General features: G+C 68.3%; 23 protein-coding genes. 3 read left to right on the forward strand and 20 right to left on the reverse strand.

Annotation, left to right across the window (positions count from 1 at the left end):
- The first annotated feature begins 101 nt into the window (after positions 1-101).
- Complete coding sequence (locus ABZU75_RS03955; RefSeq protein WP_350962291.1) at positions 102-476, forward strand: VOC family protein; 375 nt, start codon at positions 102-104, stop codon at positions 474-476.
- 48 nt (positions 477-524) lie between these two features.
- On the opposite strand, the gene ABZU75_RS03960 is transcribed toward ABZU75_RS03955, so the two are convergent.
- From ABZU75_RS03960 to ABZU75_RS04045, 18 genes are all read right to left on the reverse strand, one after another.
- Positions 525-1,574 carry an MBL fold metallo-hydrolase gene (locus tag ABZU75_RS03960; protein WP_355549235.1) on the reverse strand — a complete coding sequence of 350 codons (1,050 nt, stop codon included), beginning with the start codon at positions 1,572-1,574 and terminating at the stop codon, positions 525-527.
- Positions 1,564-2,097, reverse strand: coding sequence for a flavin reductase family protein (locus tag ABZU75_RS03965; RefSeq protein ID WP_355549237.1), 534 nt, complete (start codon positions 2,095-2,097; stop codon positions 1,564-1,566). Before ABZU75_RS03965 ends, ABZU75_RS03960 begins: the two co-directional genes overlap by 11 nt.
- Positions 2,094-3,674: a class I adenylate-forming enzyme family protein gene (locus tag ABZU75_RS03970; RefSeq protein WP_355549239.1), complete on the reverse strand. Its 1,581-nt coding sequence runs from the start codon at positions 3,672-3,674 to the stop codon at positions 2,094-2,096. The genes ABZU75_RS03965 and ABZU75_RS03970 overlap by 4 nt, the downstream gene beginning before the upstream one ends.
- 161 nt (positions 3,675-3,835) lie before the next feature.
- A complete protein-coding gene (locus ABZU75_RS03975; RefSeq protein ID WP_355549242.1) occupies positions 3,836-6,016 on the reverse strand; it encodes an acetate--CoA ligase family protein in 2,181 nt (726 codons plus the stop codon).
- 226 nt (positions 6,017-6,242) lie between these two features.
- Positions 6,243-7,241 carry an LLM class flavin-dependent oxidoreductase gene (locus tag ABZU75_RS03980; protein ID WP_355549244.1) on the reverse strand — a complete coding sequence of 333 codons (999 nt, stop codon included), beginning with the start codon at positions 7,239-7,241 and terminating at the stop codon, positions 6,243-6,245.
- The gene (locus ABZU75_RS03985; protein WP_350962305.1) at positions 7,241-7,771 is read right to left on the reverse strand and encodes a VOC family protein; all 531 of its coding nucleotides are present in this window, start codon (positions 7,769-7,771) and stop codon (positions 7,241-7,243) included. Before ABZU75_RS03985 ends, ABZU75_RS03980 begins: the two co-directional genes overlap by 1 nt.
- Positions 7,772-7,797: 26 nt before the next feature.
- Positions 7,798-8,760 carry an enoyl-CoA hydratase-related protein gene (locus tag ABZU75_RS03990; RefSeq protein WP_350929874.1) on the reverse strand — a complete coding sequence of 321 codons (963 nt, stop codon included), beginning with the start codon at positions 8,758-8,760 and terminating at the stop codon, positions 7,798-7,800.
- A gap of 33 nt (positions 8,761-8,793) precedes the next feature.
- A complete protein-coding gene (locus ABZU75_RS03995; RefSeq protein WP_355549248.1) occupies positions 8,794-9,840 on the reverse strand; it encodes an LLM class flavin-dependent oxidoreductase in 1,047 nt (348 codons plus the stop codon).
- 302 nt (positions 9,841-10,142) lie between these two features.
- Positions 10,143-10,784, reverse strand: coding sequence for a TetR/AcrR family transcriptional regulator (locus tag ABZU75_RS04000; RefSeq protein ID WP_355549250.1), 642 nt, complete (start codon positions 10,782-10,784; stop codon positions 10,143-10,145).
- An 84-nt stretch (positions 10,785-10,868) separates the two neighbouring features.
- Entirely contained in the window at positions 10,869-12,407 is a 1,539-nt protein-coding gene (locus ABZU75_RS04005; protein ID WP_355549252.1) for a long-chain-fatty-acid--CoA ligase, read from the reverse strand.
- Positions 12,408-12,415: 8 nt separating this feature from the next.
- The gene (locus tag ABZU75_RS04010; protein WP_350929870.1) at positions 12,416-13,471 is read right to left on the reverse strand and encodes an LLM class flavin-dependent oxidoreductase; all 1,056 of its coding nucleotides are present in this window, start codon (positions 13,469-13,471) and stop codon (positions 12,416-12,418) included.
- A 52-nt stretch (positions 13,472-13,523) separates the two neighbouring features.
- A complete protein-coding gene (locus tag ABZU75_RS04015) occupies positions 13,524-14,288 on the reverse strand; it encodes an enoyl-CoA hydratase/isomerase family protein (RefSeq protein WP_355549254.1) in 765 nt (254 codons plus the stop codon).
- Positions 14,285-15,289, reverse strand: a complete 1,005-nt coding sequence (locus ABZU75_RS04020) for an ABC transporter ATP-binding protein (RefSeq protein ID WP_355549256.1) — start codon at positions 15,287-15,289, stop codon at positions 14,285-14,287. The genes ABZU75_RS04015 and ABZU75_RS04020 overlap by 4 nt, the downstream gene beginning before the upstream one ends.
- 1 nt (position 15,290) lies before the next feature.
- The gene (locus ABZU75_RS04025; protein WP_355549258.1) at positions 15,291-16,184 is read right to left on the reverse strand and encodes an ABC transporter permease; all 894 of its coding nucleotides are present in this window, start codon (positions 16,182-16,184) and stop codon (positions 15,291-15,293) included.
- Positions 16,181-17,104: an ABC transporter permease gene (locus tag ABZU75_RS04030; RefSeq protein WP_350929866.1), complete on the reverse strand. Its 924-nt coding sequence runs from the start codon at positions 17,102-17,104 to the stop codon at positions 16,181-16,183. Before ABZU75_RS04030 ends, ABZU75_RS04025 begins: the two co-directional genes overlap by 4 nt.
- Before the next feature lie 9 nt (positions 17,105-17,113).
- Complete coding sequence (locus ABZU75_RS04035; protein ID WP_355549261.1) at positions 17,114-17,959, reverse strand: ATP-binding cassette domain-containing protein; 846 nt, start codon at positions 17,957-17,959, stop codon at positions 17,114-17,116.
- A gap of 458 nt (positions 17,960-18,417) precedes the next feature.
- Complete coding sequence (locus ABZU75_RS04040) at positions 18,418-19,827, reverse strand: ABC transporter substrate-binding protein (RefSeq protein ID WP_355549263.1); 1,410 nt, start codon at positions 19,825-19,827, stop codon at positions 18,418-18,420.
- Between the two features lie 558 nt (positions 19,828-20,385).
- Positions 20,386-21,018, reverse strand: a complete 633-nt coding sequence (locus ABZU75_RS04045; RefSeq protein WP_355549265.1) for a hypothetical protein — start codon at positions 21,016-21,018, stop codon at positions 20,386-20,388.
- Positions 21,019-21,674: 656 nt separating this feature from the next.
- Between ABZU75_RS04045 and ABZU75_RS04050 the strand changes: the two genes are divergently transcribed.
- Together ABZU75_RS04050 and ABZU75_RS04055 are read left to right on the forward strand one after the other, a co-directional pair.
- A complete protein-coding gene (locus ABZU75_RS04050; protein ID WP_355549267.1) occupies positions 21,675-21,992 on the forward strand; it encodes an autorepressor SdpR family transcription factor in 318 nt (105 codons plus the stop codon).
- Between the two features lie 11 nt (positions 21,993-22,003).
- Entirely contained in the window at positions 22,004-22,708 is a 705-nt protein-coding gene (locus ABZU75_RS04055) for an SdpI family protein (RefSeq protein WP_355549269.1), read from the forward strand.
- A gap of 37 nt (positions 22,709-22,745) precedes the next feature.
- On the opposite strand, the gene ABZU75_RS04060 is transcribed toward ABZU75_RS04055, so the two are convergent.
- Complete coding sequence (locus tag ABZU75_RS04060) at positions 22,746-23,297, reverse strand: hypothetical protein (RefSeq protein WP_355549271.1); 552 nt, start codon at positions 23,295-23,297, stop codon at positions 22,746-22,748.
- Positions 23,298-23,455: 158 nt separating this feature from the next.
- Positions 23,456-24,208, reverse strand: coding sequence for a lysophospholipid acyltransferase family protein (locus tag ABZU75_RS04065; protein WP_355549273.1), 753 nt, complete (start codon positions 24,206-24,208; stop codon positions 23,456-23,458).
- Positions 24,209-24,218 lie beyond the last annotated feature (10 nt).

Genomic DNA, 24,218 nt, shown 5'->3' on the forward strand with positions numbered 1-24,218 from the left:
TGCCCTTAGATACCGACCAGATGGTATGATCGGGTGCACATCCCCGTCAACGTCCGGGTCGTGAGCGGCCGGGCGGCCGTCAGGCCGAGAAGGAGACCATCATGACCGTGGCCCCCCAGCAGAGTGGCGTGCTCCGCGGCATCGCCGTCGCGGTCCAGGACACCGCCGCCGCCGAGAGGCTGCTGGGCCGCGTGACGGACCTCCCGGTCACCGTCAGGGACGGCGCCCGCTGGACCGCACTGGACGCGGGTGGGGTCACCGTGGCCCTGACCGTGGCCGAGGAGTTGCCCGGCGGCGCGACGGTGAGCCTCAACGTCAAGGTCGCCGATGTCGCGGCCGCGCACGACCTGCTGATCGCCGCCGGCGCGCTGTCCGTCATGGCGCCGGCCCTGACCGCGCACGAGGAACGGGCCGCGGTCCGGCTCGGTGACTCAGTGGTGCTCTCGATCTACCGGTCGCTCCCCCGGCAGGCCTGACCGGCGGGCCCGGGGCCGGGTCGCTCCCGGCCCGCACCGGCCTCGGCCTCAGGAGTCCCGAGGCACCCAGCTCTCGGTGGACACCCCGTTCCGGTCGAGTCGCGCCAGGCGGCCGAGCGTCTCGAGATGGACGAGGTGCGACATGGTCTCCGCGACGGCGGCCCGGACCATCGCGGAACCGAACCGCTCCAGGGGCCGCGACCAGCCGATGCGCCGCGTCACCTGCCAACCGGACACCCCGGGGTCCGCGCGGACCACCGACTCCACCTCGTCGAGGCGCAGGTCGTGGTGGCCGGCCAGGAAGTCGGTCCTCTCGCGCAGTCCGGAGAACCGGTTCTCGTGCCCCGGCAGCACCTCCTCGACGTCGAGCGCGGCCACCTTTCGCAGGGAGGCCAGGAAGTCCCCCAGGACGTCCGACTCCTCGGCCGGGTGCACACCGACACCCGGCGTGATCCGCGGCAGCACGTGATCACCGGAGAACAGCAGCCGGTGCCCGGTGTCGTACAGGCAGAGATGCCCCTGCGTGTGACCGGGGGTCCACACCGCCCGCACCGACCACCCGGGCAGATCCAGCATCGCCCCGTCGGGCACCCCCGTGACCGGAGCGGTCCAGGACTCCTCGGATGAGGGGGCGCCGGCGGCCAGCATCTCCTCGACCCGCGCCGAAGGCACGCCCCAGCGGGGATAGGTGGCCTCGAGCGCTCGCCGGAAGTTCAGCGGGCCGCTCCTGCCGCCCCGCAGCCGTCCCGCCTCCAGCTCGTGCACCAGCACGCCGGCCCCCGACGCGCCCGCCACCCGGTAGGCGAGGCCGAGATGGTCGGGATGGGCATGGGTGACGACCACCTTGCGCACCTCGTCAAGACGCCGTCCCAGGAAGGTCAGTCCGTCTCGCAGGCTCCGCCAGGACTCCTCGCTGTCCCAGCCCGCGTCCACGAGCGCGATGCCACCGCCCGCCAGTTCGAGGACATAGACGTTGACCGCCTGGAGCGAGGCGATCGGTATCGCGACCGGTATCGACCACAGGCCGGGACGGATCTCAACCGGTCGCCAGTCGATCGGCCGCCGAGCCGCCGAGGCCAGATCGGCCTCAGTCGACACCGAGGTACCGCCCACCGAGAAAGACCAGCGGCATCTCCCCGGTCCCCGTCTCAAGGTGCGTCACCCTGCCGACGGCGATGCTGTGGTCGCCCGCCTGGTACTCGGCCTCCAGGTCGCATTCCACCCAGGCGACCACGTTCTCCAACCGCGGCGCGCCGTTGCCCGCCGCCGCCCAGGAGAGTCCGCGGAACTTGTCGGGCTGCTTGCTCGCGAAGGCCGCGCAGACGTCCTCCTGGCCGGCCGCGAGGACGTTCACGCAGAAACGCCTCGCCATTCGGATCTTGGGCCAGCTCGTGGAGCTCTCACCGGGGCAGAAGGCTATCAGCGGGGGATTCATGGACACGGAGGTGAACGTGCCGATCGCCAGTCCGACCGGCTGCCCGTCCGGCCCGATACCGGCGACCACCGCGACACTGGTCGGCACGTTTCCCAGCACCCGCCGGAAGTGCGCTCCCGGGATCGTCGCGGACGCGCCGGAGGATCCGGCCTGGCGCGACGATCCGGTCATCGGAACAGTCGTCATGCCGACTCCTTGATGTCGTTCGCCCCGGAGGACCGGGACGCGTCCGAGGCGACAAGCGCCGCGCGCTGGACCTTTCCTGCCTCGCTCCGGGGCAGCGCGTCCACGAAGGCCACCTGCCGCACGCTCTTGAAGTGGGCGAGCCGCTCACGGCACCAGGCGATCAGCTCGTCGGCCACCGCCGTTCCCACCGCCGTTCCCGCCGTGGGGACGACGAACGCCTTGGGCACCTCGCCGAGGCGATCGTCCGCCACGCCGACCACCGCGACGTCGGCCACCGCGGGATGCCGGCGTAGGACCGCCTCCAGTTCCCCCGGCCACACCTGGAAACCTCCGGTCTTGATGACCTCCCTGCTACGCCCCACGAGATACAGCACCCGGTCGGTGTCGACATAGCCGATGTCGCCGGACCGGACCCAGCCGTTCTCCACGAGCGAGGCCCCGTCACCGTCCGCGTCGACGTAGCCCTTGGTGCGCGTGGACTTGACCCAGATCTCGCCCTGTTCCCCGGCCTCCCGGGAGGCGCCGCCCTCGTCCCGGATCTCAAGCTCGACACCGTCGTAGATCCGGCCGACCGACCCCGGCTTCCAGCGCCCCTCACGAACGTCCCGGGCATTCCACCCCGCGACGTGGCCGAGCTCGGCCGAACCGTAGTTGGACATCACGATGACGCCGAACCTCTGCTCGAACAGGGCCTTCAGCTCGGGGTCCAGCCGCTGCCCCGCGACGAGCACCTTGCGTACCGAGGAGATGTCCAGCTGCTCGGCGGTGTGCGTCAGGTCGTACACCATGGTCGGCAGCAGGAACAGATTGTCGACGCGGTAGCGCGGCACCAGCCGCGCGATCCGGTCGACGGAGAATCGCTCGACCAGCAGCACCGCCCTGCCGACGTGCCAGCCGAACAGCAGGGACTGGATGCCGCCGCCGTGGAAGAGCGGCAGCAGCACCAGGTTCGGCGGCACGGACTCGTCCGCCGGCGCGTACAGCCCCTCCTCCGGCTGCCGCCCCCCCTTCTGCGCCCGGGCGAGGGTCGACATCGAGGCGTACGTGCCGGAGTGGGTGACGGCCACGGCCTTCGGCATTCCGGTGGAACCACCGGTGAACAGCAGCAGCCCCTCGTCCTCGTCGGCCGGCTCGGGGGTCCTGACCGGCGGCGAGTCGCTCTCGGCGGAACCACGAGCCGTCTCCCCCGCCGTCCGGACCACGTCAAGGGAGAGCACCGGGACGCCGACGCCGTCTTCGGGGAGCCTCGCCGGGTCGGCGACCACCATGCCGGGCCCGGTCTTGGCGATGCACGATCGGACCTCGTCGGAGTTGTAGAGCCCGCTCATCGGGACCGGAACGAGACCGGCCTTCCAGCAGCCGGCGAGACCGAAGACCAGCTCGGGGCTGTTGGCGAGGTAGAGGCCCACCCGGCTGCCCGGCGTCGAGCCATGCTCGACGAGGGCGCGGGCGACCGCCGAGGCGGCCTGGTCGATCTGCCGGTACGTCCAGGTCCGGCCATCCTCATGAATGAGTCCGATGCGGTGTGGCGACCTGCTCGCCCGCGCCTCCAGGTCGTGTACGAGGTTACGCCTCAACTGTCCTCCTCGGCTGTTGGCACGGTGGCCGAACATCGTGATTCCGTTCTCCCGGCGGATCGGCCGCGCCCATCGCGCCTGCCCTCGGGCCCCTCCGGCGCTTCGGGTGAGCCGCGGTCCACTTCCGACGCCCATTATTTTGATACCGACTAGTCGGAATATTACTGTGTGCCGGACTGGCTGTCCACCTTCTCCGCCTCCGGCCGAGGGGCCCACTCGACCAGCAGGTCCAGCGCCTCCACCCGGTCTCCGCGGACCCACAGCGGGTTCACCTCGACAGCCCGCAGCTCGGGGCCGAGGGCGGTCGCGAGCCGCTGCACTCCGTGCACGGCGGCCGCCACCCTTGCCAGGTCGGCGGGCGCCGAACCGCGAAAGCCGCCGAGCAGCCGCGAGACGCGCAGCTCCGACAGCAGGCCCGGGATGTCCCGCTCAGGCACTGGAAGCGGCCTGACCACGACGTCCTCCAGCAACTCGGTCAGCACCCCACCGGACCCCACGGTCAGCAGCGGACCCCAGGTCGGATCGTTGATCACGCTGACCAGCAGTTCCACGCCCGCCGGACGCATCGAGGCGACCAGCGCTCCGTCCAGCGCCGCACCCGGTAGCCGGCTCGCCACCTCGGCCAGCATCTTCTCGAAGGCGGACCGCACGGCATCGGAATCGCGGAGATCGAGCACCACACCCCCCACATCGGATTTGTGGAGCACGTCCTCACTGATCACCTTGAGCACCACGGGGAAGCCCAGCTCGGCGGCCGCCTCCGCGGCCTCGTCGGCCGTGCGGGCCAGGCGGCTGGGGGGTACCGGCACTCCGTACTCGACCAGAAGCCTCTCCGGCTCGAAAGCGGCGGCGCCCGCGGTGCCGCCGGTCACCGGCGCGGCGGGGCTCCGGTCCCGCAGCGCGCGCGGCAGCAGCTCCGCGTACCTGGCGGACCTGTCGAGCGCGGTCATCCCCGCCGCGATCCCCGGCAGGATGACCAGGTCGTTCTCACGGACGATCTCCAGCGCGAACGGGCTCAACGCGAAGACCGCACCGGTCTGGAGCACCACCGGTACCGGACTGTCCCGGATCGCCTGGGCGAGCCGCCCGAACCGGGCCCGAACCACGTCCTCGTCCGGTCCAGGCGCCGCCGGCAGCACCACGGACTGCAGGATCGTCACGTCGTAGTCGTCGGCGCCGTGCTCCGCCACCAGTCGTGTCGCGGTGAAGGGAAGGTCGGCCGCCTTGACCACGAACCCCGTCACATCCAGGGGGTTCTGGACGTCGGCGAAGGCGGGCATCTCCTCGACCAGCGCCTTGGCCAGGGGACCGGCGAAGGGAGGCAGCGTGAAGTCCAGCGGCTCGGCCGCGTCGGCGATCAGTTCGCACGCTCCCCCCGACGCGGCGACGACGGCGAGCCGGCGTCCACGCAGGCCCCGGGGGTGGCGGCCGAGCAGTGCCGCCGTCGCCACCAGGTCCTCTATCGAACGCACCGGGACGACACCAAGGTCCTCCAGGGCCGCCACCGTGGAGGCGTGGTCGCCCACCAGGGCACCGGTGTGCGACAGGGCCGCCTCGCGTCCCAGTGACGAGCTGCCGACATGCAGTGCGACGATCGGCTTGCCCCGCTCCGCCGCCCGCAACGCGGTCGCCCTGAACGCCGCGGGGTCGCGCACCGACTCCAGGAACACCGCGATGACATCCGTGGCCTCGTCGTCGACGAGGTGGTCGATCACGTCGGTGGCGGTGATCACCGCCTCGTTCCCGGTGGTGGCGAGCAGGCTCAGACCCGTGCCCCAGCTCCGCGCCAGGCTGAGCACGTGGGTGGCCAACCCTCCGGACTGCATGACGACCCCCACGCGGCCGGTCGGCAGACCGTCCGGAACCGGCAGGCCGAACAGCCGCACCCCGTCCGTGGCGTTCACGAACCCGCTGACGTTCGGGCCGAGCAACCGGGCGCCCCCGGCCGCGCAGAGCTCCACCAGACGTCGCTGTCGTTCCGCACCCTTGGGGCCCGCCTCACCGAGACCGGCCGAGAGCACGACGAAGTCCCTGGTACCGGCCGCCAGCGCCTGCTCGACGAGGTCCGCCACGTGGTCCGGTCCGACCATGACGAAGGCGAGGTCGACCGGCTCGTCCAGCGCGTCCAGGCCCGGCACGGTCCGTCGCCCGTGCACCGTGCCGCGTCGCGGGTTCACCAGGACGACGTCGTCGAGTCCCACCGAGAGGTCCGTGCCCGCGAGAACGAGCCGGGTCCAGCCGGAGGACTCGCTCGCACCGATCAACGCCACCCGCCGTGGCGCGAAGAAACCGCCGAGGTCACGCGTCGGCGCCGCGGCCGGTACATCCTTGGTAGCGCTCATTCCGCTCTTCCTTCGAATCAGTGGATTCCCCATTTTAATACCGTCCGGTCGGTATGCTCTTCCGGCCGAAGAGGGCGTCCGGGAGAGGTTCCCCGCTCGCCGGGGCTGACCGGGTCGCGCGGCTCCGTCGTTCCGCAGGCGGGAGACTCAGGGGAACGAGAGCCGCACCGACCAGGTGGGCAGCCATGGCGAACGTGGTCTCCGTGCTGCGAGGCACCGTCCGCCCTCAGACGCTGGCCAGACCGGCGAACCGCGGCATGACCTCTTTCGCGAACAGCTTGACGGACTCGACTGTTCGTTCGTGCGACGTCCCGAGCCAGTACGGCCGGGCGATGATGTGGTTCACACCGGCCTCCTCCAGGCGCGCGATGCGCTCGGCCACGAAGTCGGGGTCACCCACCATGAACAGGTTCTCCCACATGTACTCGAACCTTTCCTTCTGGAAGGCGAGCTGCGGGTACTCGGCGTAGTTGAAGTACTCCCGCTCGACGTTCGATCGCACGGTGTCCCTGGCCAGCTGTGTGGTGGGGGCGCAGAACACGTTCACGATCATCGGGTACTCGCGGCCCTCACGCGACTTGCCGGCCTTGGCCAATGCGTCGTCGTGATTGGCCATGGCCTTCACGTGCCAGCCGGGCTTCGGCGAGTTACCCGGAATGATCCAGGCGTCGCCCAGCTCCGCGGCCTTCCGCACCGAGATCGGGCCTCCGGCCCCGACCCAGATCGGCGGACCTCCCTGCTGGAACGGCTTCACGCAGATGCTGTCGTGGACGCTGTAGAACTCGCCGTCGAAGTCCACCCTTTCGCCGGTCCACAGCGCGCGGATCAACCGGATCTGCTCGTGCATCTTCCGGAAACGGTTGGGCTTGTCGATGTTCATGGCGGCGAACTCGTTGTTCCGGTAGCCCGCCCCCACCCCCAGGACCAGCCTTCCCCCGGCCATGTGGTCGAGGGTCGCGAACTCCTCCGCGATGTGAACGGCGTGGTAGGCGGGCAGGATCACCAGGCTGGTCCCGACGGTCATGTTGCCGGAGTGCTGGATCAGTTTCGCGACGACCGAGATGGTCTGCGGTGTCTGCAGGTTCGCGAGAAAGTGGTTGATGGCGAAGATCGAGTCAAACCCCTGCTCGGCGGCCAGCTCCGTCAGGTCCCACAGCTCGTAGAGCCGCTGGCGCAGGTCGTCCTCCGGCAGGTACTGATGCGACGCCAAGATGCCGAACTTCATTATCGCTCCTGTTCCGGCGTACCCGCTGACGCCGTTTCCGCTCGCTGCGCGGCCCTGAAGGCACGGACCTGCTCCGGGGTGGGCAGGCTGACGAACTCGACCTGGATCTGATCCGGGTCCTCGCACATGAACATGGTGATCGGACCGTAGTTGTCCAGGACGCTGGTCGCCGGGGGGTGGTAGCAGTCCACCCCCATGCCGACCAGACGGTCGTACACGTCCTGGATCTCGTCGGCCGGTACCGGGAAACATATGGAGAAGACGCCCGGGTCTCCCGGCCGCTTGGGGTGGGAGTCCTCCGGCACCGGCAGGTCCCACTGGATCAGCTCCAGCTGCCCGATCTTCGTCGGCCCCTGGAAGTACACCGCCCTGCCACCGGCGCCCGGAGGTGTCCGCAGCCGCTTGTGCATCGTCTCGTTGCCCACCCGCATGTCCAAGGTCATGCGCAGTCCGAGCCCGTCGCGATAGAACGGGATGGACTTCTCAAGATCGCGAACACTGACCGCGATGTGGTGGATCTCGCCGACCATCAGCAACTCTCCCTCGATAGTGGACGTCAGCCGAGCTTTCCTCCGAGCCGGAATCTCGGCGCGACCGCGGCGTCCCGGTCCCTGAGCGCCTGGGCAAGGCCCTTGTCCCGCCGCTCCTTGACGAAGTTGTACTCGCCCTCCGCCAGCGAAAGGTTCGTGGCCCAAGCGTGCCCGATCCAGTTGCCCACCTCGCCGACGCCCTTGCCGCGGGCCTCCATGGCGATGCGCATCATCGACTTGCCGATCATCAGGCCGTCCAGCGGCATGAACGAGATGGCCGTGACGTACTCGTCGACGGCGGCGTCCAGCTCCTCTCTGGGCACCACCTGGTTGACGAAGCCGATGCGCTCCCCCTCCTCCGCGGTGAGGGGCCGCATCGTCAGCATGATCTCCTTCATCTTCTTCAGCCCCAGGTTCTCGATCCACAGGTACATGTCCTGCGGGGCGGAGCCGAGGTAGCGGAAGGCCGGATGGGTGAACTGGGCGTCCGGCGAGGCGACGATCATGTCGGCACCCAGCGCGATCTTCATGTGGCCGCCGTAGCAGTAACCGTGCACCTGGCAGATCGTCGCCTTCAGGCAGTTCGTGACCTTGTTTCCAAGGCTCTCGGAAAGGAGGTTCCTATCCGGGAGGATGCGCTGGCGCTGCGCCGGACGCCCCGCCCGCTCGCCCTTCTTGTTCTTGCCGTAGCCGATGTAGTAGCCCAGCTCTGCGGCGTCCGCACCGGAGCCGAAGCAGTCGCCGTTGCCCTTGAAGACGATCGTCTTCACGTCGTCGTCCACCTCGGCCTCCCGGATCAGGTCGCCGACCCTCTCGAAAGCCGCCACCGGGATGCCGTTCAGCTTCTCCGGGACGTTGAAGATGATGTAGGCGACCGCCTTCTCCGGGTCCTTCTCGTACAGCACCGAGTTCTCGATGGCCTTCTCGTCGATCGCCATGCCTTCGGCGTCCCACTGAGAGGCCAGGAGTTCGTACTCGCTCTTCTTCATCAAACTCTCCAGGAACTGGGAATGGGCCGACCGTCAGACCGAGGTGAGCTGGGGAATCACCTTCGCGGCGAAGGTCTCCATCGACTCGATGGCACGCTTGCGGTCAAGTGAGGGAATGTGGAACCAGCCGATGTAGTGGGTGACACCCAGTTCGTCCCGGATCCGGCCGAGGGTGTCGACCACCCGGTCCACCGACCCGAAGGTGCCGCCGTGGGTCAGGGTCTTCTCCACGGTGAGCAGACCGATGTTCCGCTGAACCTTGTCGTAGTACGCCCGCTCCGACTCGATCGCCTCGTCGGAGCCGGGAATCACCTTGCCGACGCTGCGGTAGTAGTTCAGCGCGGCCCCTGCCGCCGCCTGCAGACCGTCCGCGCTCCCGCCGACCCACACCTGCTGCATGAAGGGGAGGTCGAAACCGCCGCTCTCGTGCCCGCCTTCGACGAGCGCCTCACGGTAGGAGTCGTAGTTCTCCTTGATCCGCTGCATGGGCGTGAAGCTGGACGACACGATGATGTGGTCGCCGGCCAGCCCGCGCTGCCGGAAGGTCTCCGGTGACGACGTGCCGTGCAGGATCGGCGGCCCTCCCGGAGTCACCGGCTTCGGGAAGACGTTCATGTCGCTGTACTGGAAGTGCTTGCCCTCGTACGACCAGTTCTCCTGAGTCCACGCCAGCTTCAGGATGTCGACGATCTCCGCGTACAGCTCCTTGTTGGCGTTGCGGTCCTTGCCGAAACCTCGGAACTCGCTCGGCTGGTAGCCGCGTCCGATGCCGAGCACGAGACGGCCGCCGGACAGGATGTCAAGCAGCGCGGCGTCCTCGGCGATGCGAAGCGGGTCGTGCAGTGGGACGACGACCACTGCGGTGCCAATGGTGATGTTGCGCGTCCGCTCGGCGATCGCCGTGCCCAGCATCAGCGGATTACCGAGGATCCCGTAGCGCGAGAAATGGTGCTCCGCCAGCCAGCACGAGTCGAATCCCAGTTCGTCGGCGATCTGGATTTCCTCGATGGTGTCTCGCAGCACCTGCGCGTCGTCTCCGTCACCCTCGGCCGGAAACAGATTCATCACGCCAAATTTCATGCTTCAACCCCCTCGTTACATTCCGACCAGTAGGTATGGTACGGGTATCAAACTGAGATCGTCAAGGTGCCGGATGTCTGGACTCCCGGTACTTCCCCGGCGGACGCATCAGCGTTCGCGGGCCGTTCCACGGCCTCCACCGAACGGCGTCAACGCCGAGGTCAGCAGCATCACAGGGCATCCTCAGAGGCGCGGTCGTCCGAGCGCGCCCCCAGGTTCTCCGCCTACGACGGACACCCCGGGCCCGGTGAGTAACCGGGCACGCGACGGTGCCCGTTTTCTCACACCGACCGGTCGGGACGTTACTGGCTGGAAGAAGCCCCGCTCGTCGGCGAGATCAGTCCTCCGAGGACCAGTTCGGAGAGCTGGTCGGCCACTTCGGAGACGGCCAGCAGGCCGTCAGGGCGGTACCAGTTGTACGCCGAGGTCAGCATGCCAAGGACTCCGAAGCTGGCGATACGTGGCTGCAGGGCCGAGTTGAAAACCCCTTCTTCGATACCTTGACGGATCACCGACTCGTACATCGCGTCGAGCTCGTCGCGCTTTTTCTTTATCGCGGCGAAGCGTTCCTCGGTAAGGAAGCGACGCTCCTGAGTAAACACGGTGACATGGGCGCGGAACTGGTCGATGGCGACCAATGACTCAAGGATGAGCTGCCGCAACCGTTCGACCGGGGTCTCGAATGACTCAAGAATGCGACGGCAGTTCCGGAGCCGGTCGTCGATGTATTCCTCCTGTATCTGCTGAAGGATCTCCTCCTTACCGGAGAAGTGATGATACAAGGCCCCCTTGGTCAGGTTGGCCTCCTTCACGATGTCCTCCACGGACGTCGCGTGGTAACCGCCGACCTCGAACAGCTTCAGTGCACTTGCCAGCAGCGCCCGCCGCGTCTCCGCGGGAGAATAGGTGCCCCGGGGGCCACCTCGTGATGCGGTACGTGCCATGGTTCTCGTCCCCCTTACCTAGAACGGTTTTTCAGTGGTTATCTGCCACACAGGGTAGGGCGTCCGCCGTCACAGTGCGCGAGGTCAGGAGAGGAGCATCGAATCGGTTTTCTCCGAGGATTCCCGTAGCACCCGCTTGAGCACCTTTCCCGAGGGATTGCGAGGGAGCTTGTCCACGAAAGCCACGGATTTCGGCGTTTTGAAGGACGCGAGACGTTCACGGCAGTAGCCGAGCAGATCGTCCTCCGCCAGCGTCGCGCCGGCCTTCAGCACGACGTACGCCTTCGGCACCTCCTGCCAGCGCGGATGCGGCACACCGATCACCGCCGTCTCGGACACGAGAGGATGAGTGTAGATCACCCGCTCGATCTCCTGGCTCGCGACGTTCTCCCCGCCGGAACGGATCATGTCCTTGAGCCGATCCGTGATGTAGAGGAAACCGTCCTCGTCCACCATTCCGACGTCACCCGTGTGGAACCAGCCACCCCGCCACGCCTGAGCGGTCAGCTCCTCGTCACCCCAGTAGCCGGGCGTCACCTTCGGGCCGCGGAGCACCACCTCACCCTGAACACCCGGACCGGCGTCGTTCTCGTTCTCATCGACCACCCGATACTCCACGAAGGGCACGGCCGTGCCGACGGAACCACGCTTCGACACGACGTGTGCGACGTCCATGTAGGCGATGGAGCTGCACGCCTCCGTCATGCCGTAGGCCTGGACCAGGCGGGTCGTCGGCAACATCTCCCGGACCTCGCGGTACAGCTCTCCGGCGGCCGCGCCGAAGACGATCCACTTGAGCGAGGAGAGGTCCCGCGAGCCGTCCGAGGCCGACCGCAGGCTGTGCAGAATCGCCTGCACGAAGATACCACCGGTGACCTGGTGCTCCTCGATGAGCCTGAGTGCCAGTGGCGCGTCGAACTTTCGCATTATCACCAGCGCCCCGCCATTGAAGAGCGCGCCGACGCCGGGTGAGTCCCAGGCCGCGACGTGGTACAGCGGGGACGAGATGAGGAGCCGGTCGGCCGAGGAGAGCCCGAGCTCGCTCGTCTGGGCGATGACGTTCAGCGCGGCCATGCCGTGCGTGATGATCACGCCCTTTGGACGGCTGGTGGTTCCCGAGGTGTACATGATCCGTTGCGGGTCGTCGAAGGCGACCTCCGCCGACGGGACCTCCCGGCCCGAGTAGTCCGCCAGCACCTGGGAGAAGAGCGACCATCCGGGAGAACCGCAACCGTCACCGTCGAGCTGCACCGACGCCCGCAGGCGCAGGTCCTCGCAGATCTCGTGCATGACCTCCACGAACTCGGTCTCACAGATCACCGCGACCGCTCCCGAGTCGCGAACCAGGAACTCGAGCTCCACCCGCTGGAGCCGGTAGTTCAGCGGGACCGCGATGCCCCCGAGCCGGTAAACGGCCAGCACCGCGCAGACGTACTCCGGCGAGTTCATGCCGAGTACGGCGACCCGGTCCCCCTTCCCGACACCGCGTTCGGCGAGGAACGCGGCGGTGGCGTGGACCGAGTCGGCGAGACGCCCGTACGTCCAGACGTCCTCATCGGTGATGAGCGCGGGCTCCGTCTCCCTGCGTACCCTCTGAAGATCGACCAGTCGCCCAAAGTTCATCGCGGTCATTAAATTCGGACCTCTCCTATCGATTTCCGGAGGACTTCAGAAGTTTCGCCAACCGGCACCTCCGCCAGCGCGGGGATGACCTCTTCGCCGAGCAGCCGGATCGAGCGCAGCACGTCGGCCTGGGGCATCCCGGTCCACTGCAGCCGGAGCACCACGTCGGTGTAGCCGATCTCCGCGTAGCGGCTCAGCCTCTCGATGACGTCCTCGGGTGAGCCGATCACGGCATGGCCGCTGATCAGGTCGTCCAGCGAGGCACCGTGCTTCCAGCCGCGGTAGTTCTCGTACTGCTCCGCGAGGAAGGCGCCGGCCGCGTCGACGGCGGCCTGTCGTGTCGGGGCGACACAACCCTCTCGCAGCAGCGGGTAGTCACGGTCGAGGGAGCGTCCGTGCTGGACCAGGGCCTCCCGGAACATCGCCATCCGCTCGGCCACCTCCTCGACCGTTCCGTTGGGGGCGACGGCCCAGGCCGCGTCGAGTCTGGCCACCCGGCGCATGCCCACCGGGCCGAAGGCCCCCAGCCAGAGCGGCGGCCCCGAGGGCTCGACCGGCTTCAGCAGCACCCGGGCGCCGTCCAGTTCGCCGAAGGAGCCCGACCTGGTGACCGGCTCCCCCGACCACAGGGCTCGGAGGACCTCGACGTACTCCTCCATCCGTTTGAACCGCTCCTCCAGGGGGATCCCGAACGCGCGGAACTCCACGCTGCGGTAGCCCGCGCCGAGTCCGAGGATCAGACGCCCTCCGGAGAGCTGGTCGATGGTCGCGAACTCCTCGGCGAGCGCCAGCGGGTTGTGCAGCGGCAGCAGGTAGACGCCGAATCCCAGCCGGATCCGCTCGGTGCGCGCGGCCAGGTAGGCCACCGTCGACAGTGGTTGCAGGAACTGCGAGCGGGTCAGGTAATGGTGCCCGAGCAGGATGGTGTCGAGGCCCATCTCCTCGGCCAGCGCCACCTGCTCCATCGTGTCGCGCAGCCCCTCGCGGACCGATGCCTCGGGCGTGTAGTGCGCGGAGAGTGACATCCCGACCCGGATGCGACGGGTGGGTCTCGTCTCGGTCATCGTCGTTCCTCCTCGTCGGTCCGTGCCGTTCGCACGGCCGCGTCTGCCTGTGTCATGCGGGCGCCTGGCCGGCGAAACGGCGCAGAGCCGATTCGACCCCGAGTGCCACCCGCTCCCCCTCGTCGGCCGCGGCGAGCCGCCACACGAGTTCCTTGGTGGCGCGTACCGCCCCGTCCGGATGACCGGAGAGCAGGCCGGCGACCCGCACCGTCTCCTCGTCGTGCTCCGAGGCCGGGACGACCGAGGTCACCAGCCCGTCCGCCATCGCCCGGCGCGCGTCGAACCGCTCCCCGGTCACCGCCCACTCCAGCACCGCGCGGCGCGTCATGACGGAGAGCAGTTCCGGGATCACGGTGGCGGGCGGCATGCCGAGCCTGATCTCCGGAAGCCCGAAACGGCTGTCGTCCGCCGCTATCACCAGGTCGCAGCGGGTCAGCAGGGCGCAGCCGAATCCGAGAACCAGGCCCGCCGGAGCGGCCACGGTCACCTGTGGCAGTGCGCTGATCGCCGCGAGCAGCCGTCGGCCATGCCGGAAGAACGACGCCAGCACCTCGGGATCGGCACCGGCCAGCCGCTCGAAGTCGGTGACGTCCCATCCGGCGCAGAACGGCCGGCCCGCGGCCCGGAGTACCACGACGCCGATCTCCGGCCGGGATGCCAGCCATTCGAGGGCGGCGACCAGTTCGTCGCAGACCTCCTGTCCGATGGCGTTGCGCCGCTCGGGCCGGGACCAGGTCACCGTCGCCACCGGGCCGTCGGCCACCGAGGCGACGAACCGGCTCTCGGGCCGGCCCTCGGGCGCGGTCAGGGCGCTCATGCCTGGGACGAGGCGGGCAGGAACGCCTCGCCCCGGTCGTTCTCCAGCGCGAAGTGACATCGCGCGTGGTCACCACCCGGGACCTCGACCCACGGGACCTGACCGGTCGTGCAGATCTGCTCGGCGCGGGGGCAGCGCGGGGCGAATCGGCACCCCGTCCAGTCCTCGGTGATCCTGGGAGCGGCCCCGTCGATCGCCTTGATCTCGCCGCCGTCCCAGCTCGGGATGGCCGCCAGCAGGGCCCGCGTGTAGGGGTGCCGGGGACGGTGGACGACGTCCTTCGCCGTGCCCATCTCCACGATCTGACCGGCGTACATCACCGCTATCCGGTTACAGATCTCGCTCGCCAGCATGAGGTCGTGGGTCACGAACACCGTGCCCATCCCGGATCCGGCCGTCAGCGAGCCGAGCAGGTCGACGACCTCCGCCTGGGTGGTCACATCCAGCGCCGAGGTGCACTCGTCGGTGATCAGCACCTCCGGCTCCGTGACCACCGCGAGTGCGATGGCGATCCGCTGGCGCATTCCCCCGGAGAGCTGATGGGGGAAGGAGTCGAGCACCCGATCCACCTCGGTGAAGCCCATCCGGCTGATCACATGAGCGATCCGCGCGTCCCGTTCCTCGGGAGAGAGTTTCGGCAGGTGGGTGCGGACCACCTCACGCAGCTGGCGCCGTACCCTCATCAGGGGGTTGAGCGAGGACGACGCCCCCTGGAAGACCATTCCGACATGACGTCCGCGGACCTTGTCGACGTCCTGCCTTCCCGGCGCCTGGACCTGCTCACCCAGCACGACGACCTCGCCTGAGGCCACCGAGACATTGCGGTCCAGCAAGCCCAGGACGCTCCGCACCGTGGTCGTCTTGCCGCTGCCCGACTCCCCGATGAGACCGAGGATCTCTCCCCCTTCGAGGGTCAGGTCCACGGCGTCCACCAGCACCTGCGTACCTCGGGCGGTCGCCGCCTCAATGGTGAGATCACGGAGTTCGAGAACCGTACCCATGTCAGTACCTCCGCTTCTTCGGGTCGAGCCAGGAGCGCATGGCGTCACCGAGCAGGTTCACCAGCAGTACGACGATCGTGATCGCCAGGCCGGGGAAGGCCGCGACCCACCAGGCGTGCGAGAGCTGGTCGCGCCCGTCCGCGAGCATCGCGCCCCAGCTGATCTGCGGTGACACCACGCCCAGGCCCAGGAAGCTGAGCGCGCTCTCCGCCAGGATCACCGTTCCTATCTGCAGGGTGGTGAGGACGAGAACGGTGCCGGCGAGGTTGGGCAGCATGTGCCGGAGCAGGATCCGCAGGGTCGGCACACCGGCGCAGCGCAGGCCGAGTACGAACGGACGCTCCCGTAGCGACAGCGTCTCGGCGCGGACCACCCGGGCGTACTGCGCCCAGCCGATCAGAGCCAGTACGAGGATCAGGACGGCGAGAGAACGTCCGCGGCTGGCGATGATCGCGATGGCCAGCAGGATGAACGGCAGGGCGAGCTGCGCCTCGACGAACCGGGAGATCACCGCGTCGGCCGCTCCCCGGTAGAACCCGCTCACCAGTCCGGCCAGCGTGCCGGGGATGGCCCCGGCCAGCATGCCGACGATCGCGATGACGAAGGTGAGCTGGCCGCCGTGGACGATCCTGGACAGGACGTCACGCCCGAGGTGATCGGTGCCCAGCGGATGCGACCAGTTGCCGCCGTCCATCCAGACCGGTGGCTGGAGCGCGTCTCCGAGTGTCTGCAGCGCCGGGTCCGGCAGCGGCAGCAGCGGTGCGGCGAGGCAGATGAGACCGATCACCGCCAACGGCAGCCCGAAGGCCAGCACGGAGCCCGTACCGCGGGCCCGCACCGCCGAGGGCTTCCGCGCGGTCCGCGGGGACTTCTGGATCGTGTTGATCGTGGTCATGCGACACCGTCCCGAATTCGCGGGTCCAGGACTCCGTAGAGGAGGTCAACGATCAGGTTCACGACCACGAACACCGCGGCTCCGAAGACCACGATCGCCTGGATCAGGGAGAAGTCCCTCGTCTGAACCGCCTGGGTGGCAAGGGTGCCGAGCCCGGGCCAGGCGAAGACGAACTCGACCGTGATCGCCCCGGAGAGCAGGGTCCCCGCCTGAAGGGCGATGATCGTGATCACCGGAAGCGAGGCGTTCTGGAGGGCGTGGATCAGCACGATCCGCCACCGGGGAATGCCACGGGCCTGGGCGGCGGAGAGAAACGCCTCGCCCAGTACCTCGGACATGCTCGATCTGGTGAGCCGCGCGATCTGTGCCATCGGTAACGTGGACAGTGTCACGGCGGGCAGGATCAGCGAGCTGAACCCGGTGGACTGCCCGGCGGGTAGCCAGCCGAGGCTCACCGCGAACAGCAGGATCAGCATCAGACCGAGCCAGAACAGCGGGATCGACTGGCCTATCAGCGCCACGGCCGAGGCCAGCCGGTCCGCCAGCCGGCCTTCCCGCAGCGCGGCCCAGATACCCAGGGGCACGCCGAAGAGCACTGCGATGAACATCGCGGCCGCCGCCAGCTGGATCGACGCCGGCAGCCGGCTCTGGATGAGCTCCAGGTTGCTGGAACCGTATCGGAGCGAGTCGCCCAGGTTCCCGGTCACGAGGTCCCCCAGAAAGTGGAGGTACTGGACGGAGAGCGGCCGGTCAAGACCGAGCTGGGCGTTGAGCTGGGCGACCTGCTCGGCGCTGGCGAGATCACCGAGCATCTCCCTCACCGGGTTGCCGGTACCACGGGCGAGGAAGAAGGCGACGGACACCGCGATGATCAGGGTGGCGATACCCTGCACCGCCTTGCCCGCGAGGAACCTAATCACGTCGGCCTCTCAAAGAACGGGGGTGGGAGATCGATGACCGTCACCGGGGATCTCGTCTGACACATGGGCCTGCTCCGCCGGGTTCACCGTCTGCCTGCCGGGAATCGCCGCCAGTAGCCTGCGGGTGTACTCGTGCACGGGATGGTCGAAGACCTCCGCGGTGACTCCGTGCTCGACGACCTGGCCGCGCAGCATCACGTGCACCTGATCGCAGACGGCGCGCACCACGGCGAGGTCGTGACTGATGAACAGGATCGCCAGTCCCTCGGTGCGACGCAGTTCCAGGAGCAGCCGGAGGATCTGCGCCTGGACCGACACGTCGAGAGCCGACGTCGGTTCGTCGGCGAGCAGCAGGCTCGGGCGGAGCAGCAGAGCGCGGGCGATCGAGACTCGCTGCGCCTGGCCACCACTCATCTGATGAGGCAGCCTGTCGAGCAGGTCGGCGGTCAGCCCGACCTTGGCGAGCAGTTCCTCGTCCGTCACCCAGGCGGTCCGCGCGGAATGGATGCCGCGCAGCTCCCGCAGCCCACGACGCACGCTCTGGCGGGGGTCGAGAGAGCCGTGCGGATCCTGCAGGATCACCTGGATCTCCGCCCTGGCGCTCCGCGAGAGCCGCTTGCCGACCTCGATGCCGGAGACCGTGACCTTACCGGTGGAGATCTTCCCCAGGCCGGCGACCGCCATCGCCAGCGAGGTCTTCCCCGATCCCGACTCGCCGACGACTCCGACGATCTCGCCGGTGCCGACGCCGAGTGAGACGTCGTCGACCGCGACGACGGGATGGCCTCCGCGGCCCCGAGCGCGGTGCACGACGGACAGGCGGTCGACGTCGAGTATGCGTCGTTCCTCAGTCATCCGGACCTCCCTTGACGGACAGCGCCTGTGACAGAAAACGGTTCCCCGAGGAGGTGAGAACCCGATGGTGAGCGCGGGCACCGACTCCCGACGGCCATGGAATCGCCACTCCGGCTCAGGTCGGTGATCTCAAACTCACGGCATGGATAACGGCCGGTCGGTATGTTCACCGTAGTGAAGCCGATCTGGACGGTCAAGACATTCCTTATACAAGAAGACATATGTCCCATCAATCACTTACCTATCAGTCGATCGTGGGACGAAGTCGTACAGTGGATCGTCTGCGACTGGGCGCCCGAACGGGAGTTTGCCAATCTCCTTCCCGGTAGGCGCGGTGGCCGGATCCACTCTCGACCGGTCAAAGACCAGGGTTCGAGCCAGCATCCCCCACCGGCCGCTCCGTCACGCGAAGGTGGGGGTCCTCCGCCGTTTCGGCGGAAGACCCCCGGTGCCCCGAATCAGCTGTCAAGCGTGACCTCGTACATCGAGGGGACCGCGTCGAGCGCGGACTTGAACCCCTTGACCTTGTCGGTCATGCCGTAGGAGATCACCTGGTCGTAGAGCACCGCGTTGCAGGCGTCGGAGTCCAGGACCTTCTTCTCGACCCGGTCGTAGACCTGGTCACTCGCCTCCTGCTCCTTCGCCGAGAGCGCCTCCGCGGTGAGAGCGTCGTAGCCCGCCGGGTCGGTGCAGTACTTCACCGCCGCGTTCTTCCCGGTGAAGAAGGCGATGAACGAGTCCGGGTGGGCGAAGACGGGGAAGTTCTGCACCATGTACATCGAGTAGTTCCCGGTGTTGCGCTCCTTGCGGAGCGCGGCGTTCTCCATCGGAACCTGCTCGACCTGGAAGCCCACCGCCTCCAGCATCGCCGAGACCGCCTCGCCGACCTGCTTGTCCTTCGGGTAGAAACCCGTCGTGTACAGATACCGGAGCCTGGGCGTCCCGCCACTGGCGCCGACCAGTGCCTTCGCCTTGGCCTGGTCGTACTTCTGGTAGCCGATCTCGGGCTTCTCCGGAAGCAGGTCGCCGATGAAGTAGGGCGACTTCCGTGCCCCGACGTCTCCGAAGAGCGTCTTGACGATGGCGTCGTAGTCGATCGCCGCCTGCACGGCCTTCCGAAGGTTCGGATCCTTCAGCGTGCTGTCATTCGAGTTCATGCTGAGCGCCATCTTGTAAAGGGACGGCGCGGAGAGAACATTGGTGCCGGGTGCGCTGTCGACTTCCTCGATGAGCTCGTTCGGGAGGTCGGAGACCAGGTCGGCGCCACCGCTCTGCAGCAGTGCGGCGCGGGTGGACGCGTCCGCGGCCCACGAGTAGGTGATTCCCTCCAGCTTGGGCGCACCCCGCCAGTAATCCTTGAACGCCTTGACCGAGAATTTCTGGCCGGCCTGGAGCGAATCGAACTCAAAGGGCCCGGTACCGATCGGCTTGTTCCCGAAATTGTCCCCGGTCACCTCCGCGTAGTACTTCGGCGGCAGACCCATCGCGGTGGTCAGCACCTTCGGCATCGCGATGTAGGGAACGTTCGTCGTCACCAGCAGCGAGCCATCCGATTCGGCCTTCACGTCCGTGACTCGCACGTAGTACGGGGCGAAACCGCTTTTCGGCTCGTCCCGATACTTTTCGATGGTGAAAGCGGCCGCTGTAGCGTTCCACTCCTCACCATTGTGGAACTTCACCCCCTCCCGGACCTTGAATCGCCACTCGGTCGGCGAGACCCGTTCCCAGGAGGTGAGCAGACCGGAGTCGTTCGGCTCCAGCGTCTCCTTGTCGAAACCGACCAACGGGTCGAATACCGGCCCCACGATGCGCAGGGTGCTGTAGAGCGCGAGTGCCGGGTTGAAAGTAGCCGGCTCCGCCGGAAGCACCACTCTCAGTGGGTGCGCGCCGGAGGCGGAACCGCCGGCCGCCTGACCAGAGCTGGTCCCCGCTGAACTCGAACACGCGGTCAACATGATGACCGCCATGGACAGGACTGACAGTAGACGTACCTGCCGTGTACAACGCCGAAGAGATCGCATGGCGCTCCTGTAGAACGACTCGCTGGGGGAGGGAGAAGGACGTGTGCGTCTACCGCGTGATTCGCGGAGACGTTGGGTCGCGGAGCGTTCTCCACTACGCGACTTCAGTTCCAACCGGTCGGGATGTAACCGTAGCCGCGTGATCTAGATCATGTCAACGACAAGGGATTGTTACCCACCGTTAACGTTGCCGGAAGAATGAACCGGTGTACGGCCCGGGGCGAAAAGCCGTCGCGACCTGGCCGCCACCGGAGAATCGCCGGAGATCTCCGGCCGGAGGCGTGAGCGCCCGGCCCGGTCGGGCACGCTCAGCCGCATCGGCTGAGCGCGCCCGGTACCACGGACCCGGCGGAGCCGGAACGGCCGGCCGGTCCGATCTCATCTGACGAGTTCGACAGCGAACGCTCAGGGGGTCGGGGTCGGGGGCACGGTGTCCGTCACCGTGGGAGTCGGCTCGGGCGTGGGCACGGCCGGGGTCTCCGTGGGCACCGTCGGAGCGTCCGTCGGCACCGTCGGGGCGTCCGTGGGCGTCGGGAGTGGCGGAGCGGTGGGAGTCTCGACGGGCGGGGTGGGGCAGGGGGTGGGGGTGGGGGTGGGGGTGGGGGTGCGCCACCTGCCATCCGGCCGCCACTGCCTGGGGAGCCACCAGCCGTCACCGCGCCAGAACCTCTTACTGGGCCGCGACAGGTCGAAGACGTAGGCGGCGGTCGCCGTCTCACCCTGGGTCGTGGCGGTCACCGACACCCAGTCGCCCTGCCTGACCTCGTTGCCCCGCCGGCCCGCGAGGGTCCGGGTGGAGTCGTCGATCGCGTACGCCCTCTCGAAGCCGTCCTGGCTTCTCACCGTGATCGAGTCCTCCGTCAGGGCGATCGCCGCCCCCGTCTGGGCGAACACCGTGAAGCCGCAGCCGTCCTCCGCGGGCAGGACGAACTCGCCGTGCAGCGCGCCGGGGAATGCGATCAGGGGCACCTGCGGCGCCGTGGTGGCGGTGGGCGTGGGAGTCGGGGTGACCGTCTCGCTGGGAGCCGGCGTCTCCACCCCTGTCGGCGAGCTCGTCGGAGACCCTGTCGGCGATCCCGTCGGAGACCCTGTCGGCGATCCCGTCGGGGACCCTGTCGGGGACTCTGTCGGGGCGGGCGGCGGCGGTCCCGCCGACGCCGCGGACACGCCGACGCCACCCGAGGCCGCCAGCACGACGGCGGTGGCGAAGACCAGTGGACGCGAAACGCGTCGGTGTGGTCCGCCCGCTCCGCTCGGCAGGGCCCCGTTGGGCCTGTCAGGGTTTGTTAGCGTCACCTTGTCCTCCATCTGGCTTGATCCGGAACCAGCGGCGGCGTCCAAGGGGTGCTTCCGCCTGCCGCCGAGACCGAGGACCACTGCCCGGCCGTGATCCTCCGTCGATGGGCGCGGGGAAGACTGCCCGCTTCTATCCCCCCCATGCCGACGGAACAGTCACTCAACGCCCGAATCCGGATATTCCACCAGGTCACCGTGGCATTTCGCGGATCAAACAAATCGGCCGCGGCCGCGCCTCGCCGGAAGGCGTCGCCGAGGCTCCCGAAGGGGAATCCTCACATACCACCCCAAACCAGGACTCTCCCTCGGCACCTCCGAGCGCGGACGGAGCACAGAGACGCGCTACCTTTCCCTCACGTAGGGTATATTTCGGTTATTAGCTAATAAGGGAATAAGCTGTGAATCGGGTCTACGAGGCACTCGCGCATCCGACTCGCCGCCAGATTCTCGCGCTGCTCCGGCAGTGCGACCGGTCGGCGGGCGAGATCGCCGACCACTTCGACATTTCCAAACCCACCCTGTCCGGCCACCTCCGCCTGCTCCGCGAGGCCGGTCTGGTCTACGGCGAGCGCAGGGGAACCTCGATCATCTACCACCTGCACGTGTCCCTGCTGGAGGAGTCCCTGGGCGCGCTGCTCGATCTGTTCAAGATCGGAGACGCCAGGCCACCCGATCCCGTCCAGCCCTCATCGCCCCCCCGCCACGACCACGAATGAGAGGGACATCGATGACCGAGAACATCACCGACGACAGGACCGTGAACCCGCGTCCCGGGCTGATCGGCGGCGCCGTGGCGCTGCTCGTCTCGGCGGGCGTCTCGATCTGGGGTTGGACGCAGATTCCCGACGACGCCCTGCTGCCGGTGCACTGGGGTCCTTCCGGTGAGGCCGACCGGTTCGCGGGCAAGGTCGAGGCGCTGGGCCTGCTCCCGCTGATCATGCTGGGACTCTGCGTGATGTTCGTCGTGCTGCCGCGCCTGCTCCCCCGCCAGGGGAACATGGCGAATTCGGCCCACGTCTACACCGCGGCCTGGATCGGCTCGCTCGCCCTGCTCACCGGCATCCACACGGTCAGCATCGTCAACGCCACGGGTGGCGAACTCCCCGTCGTCCGGTTCGTCATCGCCGGGACGGGGGCGCTCTTCCTGGTGCTGGGCAACTACCTGCCCAAGAGCCGCAGCAACTGGGCCGTGGGAGTACGCACTCCCTGGACGATGGAGAGCGAGCGCTCCTGGCAGCGCACCCAGCGGCTGGCCGGCCGGCTTTTCGCCGCCCTCGGCGTGGTCCTGCTCGTCGTCGCGTTCCTGCTGCCGATTCCCGCACTGTTCCCGATCGTGCTCGTCGGGGCGGTCATCGCGAGCCTCATCCCGCTGGTCTACTCATGGTGGATCTGGCGTGCCGAGCAGGGTGGATCGGCGGACACCGGAAGGTAGGGTCGCCCCGCGCATCGGCGGGGACGGCAGGGGCCGGTCAGGAGTAGGCGGCGACCATGCCGACGACGACGCCGGCGAGCGAGAGCGCGGTGAGCACGGAGCCGAAGCGGACCGCGGCACGCCTGCCATGCCGCGCCTTGGCGAGGTAGAGGAGCACGTACGGCAGGAAGGCGAACACTCCGACACCGAGGAACGGCATGGTCAGCGCGGCCAGGATGCCCGAGGTACCGGTCGCGACGGCACGGTCGCCCTCGGGAGTGAGCTGTGCCCGCCTGACGTCACCGGCTGTGGAGTCGGGTGAGGCGTCGACCGGGATCGCGGCGCCACCGCCGTCGGGCGCGAAGCTGCCCTTGCAGTCGTAGCGGCCCTTGCCCAACTCCTCGCACGAGATGACCGTGAGGGTGCCGGGGGTGCCGATGGAGCCGGTCGCGAGCTTGAGGCCGGAGACCGCGAACACGAAGGGCGACACTCCCAGCCCCACCCAGAGGAGGAGCAGGAACGCCATGCCGACCCGCCCCGGCGTGCGGCCGGGGCCGGGGGTCGGCACCGGCTGGAAGGCGTTCGCCACGTCGTCGAATGCGTTGCTCATGCGAACAGGTTGGAGCATGCCACTTGTGAATTACCTGCTCATGACTTGTAGAGGATGCTCATGATTCGCGCACTTTGTCCCGGTGAGCGATGGCCTCGGCGCGGCATCCGGGGCCGTGAACCCGCCCCCCCGTTACGTGCGCGTGTGCGCCATCGCCCTCATGACTCGCGCCGGGCCGCCCTCTCCTCCGCCTCCTCGGCGTCGAGCTTGTCCGCCTCCTCGGGAGTGGGGGCGGTACCGCCGAGGTGACGGGGCTGCCACCAGACGCCCTTCGGGATCTCCGGGTAGCTCCGCTGCGCCTGGTCGAGCATCTCGCTCATCCGCCCGCGCAGGTCGGCGGTGACCGCGTCGTAGTCGTCGCCGCGCTTGGGGTGCATGGGCTCGCCGACCACGATCGTGATCGGCACGTGCCGCTGCAACAGCTTCTTGGGGTGGCCCTTGGTCCACAGCCGCTGGGTGCCCCACAGCGAGACCGGGATCATCGGCACCTTGGCGCCGACGGCCATCCGGACCGCGCCGTTCTTGATCTCCTTGACCGTGAAGGACCGGCTGATCGTGGCCTCGGCGAACACGCCGACGACCTCTCCCTCCCTGAGCGCCTTCAGCGCCGCGCCGAACGCGGCGGCGCCCGCCGCGCGGTCGACCGGGATGTGATGCATGCCGCGCATCAGCGGGCCGGAGATCTTGTGGTCGAAGACCTCCTTCTTCGCCATGAAGCGCACCAGGCGCTTTGAGGGGCGCGCGGCCAGGCCGGCGAAGATGAAGTCGAGATAGCTGATGTGGTTGCTGACCAGCACGGCTCCGCCGGTCCGCGGGATGCGCTCGGCCCCCTCGATGCGGATCTTGAGGTCCAGCGCGCGGAACAGGGTCAACGCCGCCCCGATGACCGGGGGGTACACGATCTCAGCCATGGCTGAACCG

The organism is Streptosporangium sp. NPDC005286 (assembly GCF_040607515.1).
In the GTDB taxonomy this organism is placed as follows: Bacteria; Actinomycetota; Actinomycetes; order Streptosporangiales; family Streptosporangiaceae; genus Streptosporangium.